Origin of the sequence: Mesorhizobium sp. B3-2-1, from assembly GCF_006439515.1 — a bacterium.
Classification (GTDB): domain Bacteria; phylum Pseudomonadota; class Alphaproteobacteria; order Rhizobiales; family Rhizobiaceae; genus Mesorhizobium.
Genome location: NZ_VFTI01000032.1, coordinates 63522 through 70640, shown reverse-complemented (window position 1 = coordinate 70640; position 7119 = coordinate 63522). Strand labels below are relative to the sequence as shown.

Here is a 7119-nt window from a genome sequence, read left to right as displayed (position 1 = left end):
TTACATCGACATGCCTTGATGACCATGATCGCCTACGCCTTTCTCCAAGCCCGCCGCCTCAAAGCAGCGGGACGAAAAAAAAAGAGTCGGCGGACCACCGCCACAACCGAGCATGCCAGCTGTTAGACAAGCCATTCTCGACCTCTTCACGCGATCGCCACCCCGCAGATGTCCTCACTGTCAGAAGCTGCCCGCACACGCCCTCAAACCTAAACTGCCAAAGTAGTGCTAATCAGGCGACGATTGAAGCTGCTCACATGTGGCTGGGTAAGGAGTCTCTCGCTCGCAAGCTGCTAGAGGCAGCAAAGGCCGCGATGCAAAGTTGGACGACTGAAACCTGGGAGGATGAACGGCTGCGCGATGGCGGCATCACAAGCGCAAGTAACGAATCGAGCGTCGTGCTCTACGGTTCGTTTGACGATGATGCCCGCGTGCTGCTCACCGCCGACACCGGAACAAATGGCCTACGATGGGCCGCAAACTATGCCGAGAGCTTGGGCCTGCCCCTTAAGAGTTTCAGCTTTGTTCAGATCCCTCATCATGGAAGCCGCCGGAATGTCGGACCAACAATCTTGACACGTCTCTTGGGGGAGATTCAGCCGGAGGGTACCCCCACGCGGTTCAGTGCTTTTGTTTCGGCACCTAAGGACGACGTGAAGCATCCCCGTCGGATCGTTCTCAATGCCTTCAAGCGACGCGGGGGATATATAGTTGCGACCCAAGGCACCGGAAAAATTCACTGGGGCGGCTTTCCGAAGCGTGAGGGATATGGCGACGCAGAAAACCTGCCATTCTATGCCCAAGTCGAGGAATACACGTGACGGACGGACCTCCGCGCTCGTTGAAAGACCAGAACCGTTGGCAACTCTGGCTTACAATCGCTGCGAATTTCGCGTTATTCTATGCAGTCGCACAATCCGACGCCATCGCCGTATCAGGCATCAAAGGCCTCGTAGAAGGGGCTGCAAACCTCTTGCCTGTAGGCTTGGCGCTGATCGTTACATCAATCGCTAACGGCCTCCTAAACGCCGCAGCGAAAGCGCGGCTGGTGTTTCTAAGATGGCACTTTGCCTTGCCGGGTCATCGAGCCTTCAGCAAACATGGACCGGGAGATCCTCGGATAGATATGGCCCGAATTAGAAAGACCATGGGGGGAGATTTTCCGAGTACGCCAAGCGAGGAAAATCGGGCTTGGTATAGGCTCTACAAGGACACTGAGAAAGACCCTGCGGTCGTCCAGTCACACAGGGAATTTCTATTCACGCGTGACTATGCGGCATTCTCATTCCTATTCTTCCTCGGCTTTGGAACGGCTTCCTTTTTCCTGGTGCAATCCCTCAGGGTGTCGCTCATCTATTGCGCAGTTTTGCTGGCGCAGTTTTTGATTGTCCGTCATGCAGCGGCAACGTATGGGGTTCGCTTCGTGACAACGGTGCTGGCGCGCAAGGCTGACAAGGTCGCATAATTCGGGGCGCATTCAGATCGGAAACGTCTTCATGTTCATCTTTGTCCTTCCACGGCGAAGGCGATACCCCACCGTTCCGTCATCGCCAGTGAGCGCACCTTTTCGGGGGACACCTTAGTTGCCCGGCGGCCACATCAAGCGCGGCTCGGGGGATAATATCGGTCTCATCTCTAGTGAGCAGAGACTTTGCACGACGACGCCAATTGTGAATGGCTTTTCGTTTCATCGACATCTAAAGCCGCCCTGCCCAAAGCCAGCACTTGTCCATTGATAGAATCGTAGATATCGACTCTAGTCGGGCACTAGGCAAAATGGGGTCGGGCTTGTCGCCCGCATTGGGATGGCAAAAAACAGAACTAAACGTAAAAAAGCTCTGCCCGATCCGATCCGTGATCTGACGAGGATTATACATTCGTCGGCAAATCTCACGCGCGGCATTACCAAAGCTCGTTCAAAAATGGCGCCTGCACTGGCGCCACAGTTCTTGGATCGCCTATACGACAATGCTGTCTTCAGAGGAGTATTGCAGAAGACGTTATTCCCGAAGGCAATATCCGTACTAGGCTCCGCGCTACCTCTGCACACGCCTAACGAAGAGTCGGACATTATATGGACAGCGCGAATATGTGGGAAGCATTCCGGGTCTCTCAGGGAATTTGTTGATCTCCGCAATTTCTTTAATAACGCTTTTCTTGTTGGAAACATCGTCACCGCAAAGGAAGTTCTCCAATCTATCTTTGAGAAATTTGGGTATTCCTTTTGGTACCTTGATAATAAGTTTCAACTTCTGCAGGCCGAAGGTGGCCTCGCACTGCAGAAAGAGTTTCTATCTGAGCTAATTTCAACGGAGGGGATCAACCCCTGGGTTGCTTATTTCTGCTACGTTTACAGCTTGAAAGCGGAGCCACATGTCTCTGCACATTTGATGGACGAGATGGCAGAGGGCCTTGAGGGGCTGGGCTTCACGGAGCGTCTAACGGCAGTCTTCCGCTATTTGATAAATCCGCTGTCGGTCGGAGTTCTGAAGAATCCATTCTTATCTGTTCATGCGGCTGAGAATACGTCTCTCATAGATCGCTATCAAGTTTTGGTACGGGTGCTCCTCGTTCTTTCTGCGAGAAATTTCGACCTGTATCATTCTTTGATTGGTAAGGCCCTTGATCAATTGGCGGACATTCCTGATTGCTTTGCCAATACGTTGCGCCTCCTGCATGGAAAGGTGATAGGACCCGAAGAAGAATTGCAGTTGAGGACGCAGCTTAAGGGCTTTGATGCGTACACATCTGGTGAGTACGCGCTGGCCGTGTCGGACGCTGCAGGCATCATCACCGGTAGGGCCGCTGAAACGCCGCTCCTTGAACTCTTTGTTCGAGGAAGCCGCCACATGGACCAGCCTTACAATTTAAAAATTCCAGCAGATTGCTCGGCGGCTAAAGCGCTTGGCGCGATGGATGACATCACTTGCATGGGCGACGACTACGAACAAGCGTTCGGTCGCGCGGACAAGTTGGCGCTCAATCATGGCCACATGCTCTTTGGGATCCAATTGCTCGCGTTTTCAAAGAGAACGCACGCATTTGGACCTGGCTCCAACTACACAGACCTGGATAAGCTATGGGCTCTATCTAGTCCGCTGCTCAATCCGTGGCATTACGATATATTGAAGGCAATCTCATCACATGCACCGCGTATTGTAGCGGAACGCGCCGCAGACTCGGTATCCTACCGTTTGAGAATGGCGCTATCCAACGAACAGAGGGACGCTGGCGAGCAGGAGATTGCCGGTCTTGACATTCCATTGGAAAGAAAGCGGGATTATCTAGGCCAACTGGCTATGTCCCATCGAAGTTTTCCTTTGGCTGCGCAACGCTTTAGAGAGAATTGTGACGATGCTAATTTATTGACTAAGCTATCAGCGCGAGCGTATCTTTTCAAAGCTCTCATAGAGATGGGCGAGTTGGAAGCATGCCTAAAGCTCGTTCTTGACAGTTTTCATGAACAAAATACATCCATATCTCAATATGATATCGGCCGCTTGGTGTCGTTGATTAAGGATGACGCGGTATTTGTTTCGGACAAGTTGCTTTACTGCAATCTTCTCAGCTTAGCGATAAGGTATTTCTCGCTCCCGTTCGAACCTCTATTATCTGACGCATTCGAAGATGCTCTCGACGAACGAGGTGTTGAGCGCCCATCTCAGCTACTATCGTCAGGCGCTTCTGTTGGTCGTAGTGAGCTGATATACTTTCTAGCGCACGTCTGTACGGTGCGGACCATGGAAGATTGCACTAATTTCCGCGATATGGACGATATAGACGAAGAGAGAATCAAGATATGCGGGTGGCTGGTGGCGAATGACGATAACAACAAGGCCTCATATTCCAGCGAGATAAGAAACATTACCCGGTCCTCAAAGATGATATCACTTAGACGAAAGATATCCGATAGTAAGATGTATGTCGACGAAGCGGGTATCGCTCAGCTTCTGCACGGCCCACTCCTTGATGGGTTCAACCGGTATAAGGCTTTGCTGAAGTCGCCCGATGTAAATTTCCAAGCCGAACAGATCACGTTCAGGATGGGAAAGCTGCTGGAGACCCGCGACACCCTGGAGAGCAGCAAGGCAGCTTCAGACTTCAAGCGCCTGAAGCTCCCCTCGACTGAGCGCCTCGGCCTCCTGAGAGACATGTATGAGGCACTGCTTGATCGATTTCTCTTTAGCCCCGAATACGGCCTTGACACGAATCTGAGCGCGAATGTGCGACATGGCACCTTTGTGGGTCAGATTAGGAGTAGCTTGGCTGAAAAGCATCTCGTAACGCCCCGAGACAAAATCACGAAGGTTTACGAGAACAACGAGTTTTGGATGACTCGTCATGCGGCGTTGGATGAGACGATCCGCCGGCGTGTCAACGAACTGCTGTCGCGTTTCGCTGAGCGTGTTGACAAGCTTTTCAATCATACGAACGACGAATTGCTCCACGTGCATAGCGATCGGAAGCCAGAAGGACTGTTCCGTTTCTCGGAAGTGGACGAGGTGCTGGGTGAAGTGGCTAAGTCAATTGACGCAGACACACAGTTCGACGAGTTCGTGGGACTACTGTTCGAGGCAGCGTGGCGCCAAGCTTCCCTGGCCATGGAGGGCATTCGGCAGCACCTAACGGGGGACTTCGCACACGAGGCCTTGAGATACCTTGATATGTTGAGCCACGACCTGGAGGCAATTGTTGCCCGAGAGAATATCGCAGAACTTGCGGATGCCGTGGCGAAGGCTCGCACTGATTTCCACAGTGCGGTTGGTGGTATAGCGGATTGGTTCAGAGTCCCAAGCAGAATCGACGACGAACCATACGCGTTCGACGTCATTGTTGATGTCGCGGAGAGCGAGATTCGCAGCTGCTTCGGCGGTCAGAAGATTGTCCTAGGGAAAGAAATTGCGGAGTTTCGAGAGGTTGGTGGCCGAAAGGTATTTGGATTCATTGAAGTAATTTTCATCCTTTTGCAGAATGCGATAATCCATTGTGGTAGTAGCGAGTCGCGAGACTTGGTTATAGATGTAAAGCAAGATGATGACGGCCTAAAGATATCCGTATCCAATGGCCTGGCAGACCATATCGATTTGAATGAGCGCAGGACATTGGCCGCAGAGGCGGTTGCCAGATATTCAGCGAAATCAGCCATTGAGCGCGTTAGAACCGAGGGTGGCTCTGGCCTTTCAAAGATTTGGAGAACAGCGGAATATACTATTAGGACAACTCACGGCGCGAGTATGCATGTTCACGATAGCCGTACGTTCACTACTTCTATTAGCATGGATTCGGCTGGTATCTTTGCATGATTGTTTACTTGATCGAAGATGACGAGTTGAAGGCGGCGCGAATTAGCTCCTATCTGGCTGAAAGGATCAATGGCTCATCCATCGAGCGCTTTAGGTCCTATCAGTCTGGCCTCAAAGCAGTGGAATCAAAACTGCCTGACCTAATCATACTAGATATGACCATACCCACATTCGATCCGGGTCCGCGTCGACGTGAGGGCCGGCCGAGATCTATGGGAGGGCGCGATTTAATGCGCAAGATGGCGCGGAAGGGTCGCACCTGCCCAGTCGTCATCGTAACGCAGTTCGAGAGCTTTGGCGAAGCTGACGAGAGTGTCAGCTACGACCAACTGAAAGCCCAATGCGAACTTGAGTTCCCCCAACTTTTTCGGGGCATGGCGCACTATCACGCTACGTCCAACGCGTGGGAGGCTGAACTTGATCATCTTATCGGAGGCGGCCAATGATAAAAATACTGTTGGTTGAGGACGAACCTGAGAAAGCAAGGTTAGTCTCTACTGCTCTCATGGAAGTTAGCGGTGTCGGCCCAGAATCGATCACCCGATGCTCCTCCGAGGTAGAGGCCAAGCAGGCTTTAAAGAGAACCTATTTCGACTTGATGGTTCTAGATATTAACATCCCAAGCCGGACGGACCGACACATAAGGACAGGCGGCGGCTTGGAAATTCTAAAGGCAGTCTACTCCAAACCGGTTTATAACATACCAACTTACGTCATCGGGCTCTCCGCATACGAGGACGGGATAAAAGAGGCCAAGAAAGGCTTCATCAACCCGCTCTGGAAAGTTCTGAGGTTTGCTCCGGACGAGGCCGATTGGAGCGTTGCGCTAAAGTTGGCTACTGAGTTTATAATAAAAGGTAAGCGATTGCCGCCGGTCACAGATGGCAACTCGTTTCATTCGACTTTGGGCATCGTAGTGGGCCTGGAAGACGTAGAGCTGGAGAGCGTTCTGGCTTTGCTTGAGGAATCCCAGCAGGTGTCTGTGCCTCACGACCCGACGCGGTACTTCAAAGGAAAATTTAGATCCGGTAAGCGTGAGATAGATGTAGTCCTAGTTGCTGCGACAAAGATGGGCTTGGTAAACTCTGCAATCGTCGCGACTAGGCTAATCGAAAATTTTCGACCAAAATATTTGGCGATGTGCGGCATCTGCGCTGGTGTTAGAGAGAAGACCGGCTTGGGGGATATTCTAGTCGCTGATCCGTGTTGGGATTGGGGGAGTGGAAAAGTTACGACTGGTAAGAACGGTGCAGCGATGTTCGCTGCTGCTCCCTATCCATGGCGACTCAACCCTGATCTTCGTAAAGTTGCAAAGGACATTTCCTCTGACGCGACCTGGTTGGAAGAGTTGTATTTGGGCTGGCACGAAGGACGACCAGAGAACAAGCCAAAGGTTCTAATTGAGGCCGTTGCCAGCGGTGCGTCGGTCCTGCAGCGGAAGGCAGCAATGGATGCGATTAAGCTTCAGCATAAGAATCTCATTGGTGTTGAGATGGAAATCTACGCTGTGCTTTCAGCGGCCGAGTTAGCAAGTGCACCTCGGCCGATTGCTGTCGCGGCTAAGTCGGTTTGTGATTTTGGCGAAGAGGACAAAGACGGGAAAGCCCAGAGGTTCGCCGCGTACACCAGCGCAAGTTTCATTCGAGAACTAGCGTTCCGAGCAATGGTTTGTGAATCTGATTATTCTGACGACTAGACACGCTGCTCAGCTGGACGCGGTGGCAAACTCGCGCGTGTAATTTGACGATGGATGGTAATGTTCTCAGGCCGCGGCCTTTCCGAACGCTCGACGCGGGTTCAGCGCGCCACGGCGGCG

General features: G+C 52.1%; 3 protein-coding genes and 1 pseudogene. All 4 read left to right on the top strand.

The features are described from left to right. Window positions 1–821, top strand: a pseudogene (locus FJW08_RS26665) (hypothetical protein); the annotation flags it as partial. Window positions 822–841: 20 nt separating this feature from the next. Further along, a complete protein-coding gene (locus FJW08_RS26660) occupies window positions 842–1465 on the top strand; it encodes a hypothetical protein (protein ID WP_140812942.1) in 624 nt (207 codons plus the stop codon). 340 nt (window positions 1466–1805) lie between these two features. After that, the gene (locus FJW08_RS26655; protein WP_140812941.1) at window positions 1806–5303 is read left to right on the top strand and encodes a hypothetical protein; all 3498 of its coding nucleotides are present in this window, start codon (window positions 1806–1808) and stop codon (window positions 5301–5303) included. Between the two features lie 442 nt (window positions 5304–5745). After that, a complete protein-coding gene (locus tag FJW08_RS26645; protein WP_140812939.1) occupies window positions 5746–6999 on the top strand; it encodes a response regulator in 1254 nt (417 codons plus the stop codon). The last annotated feature ends 120 nt before the right edge of the window (window positions 7000–7119 follow it).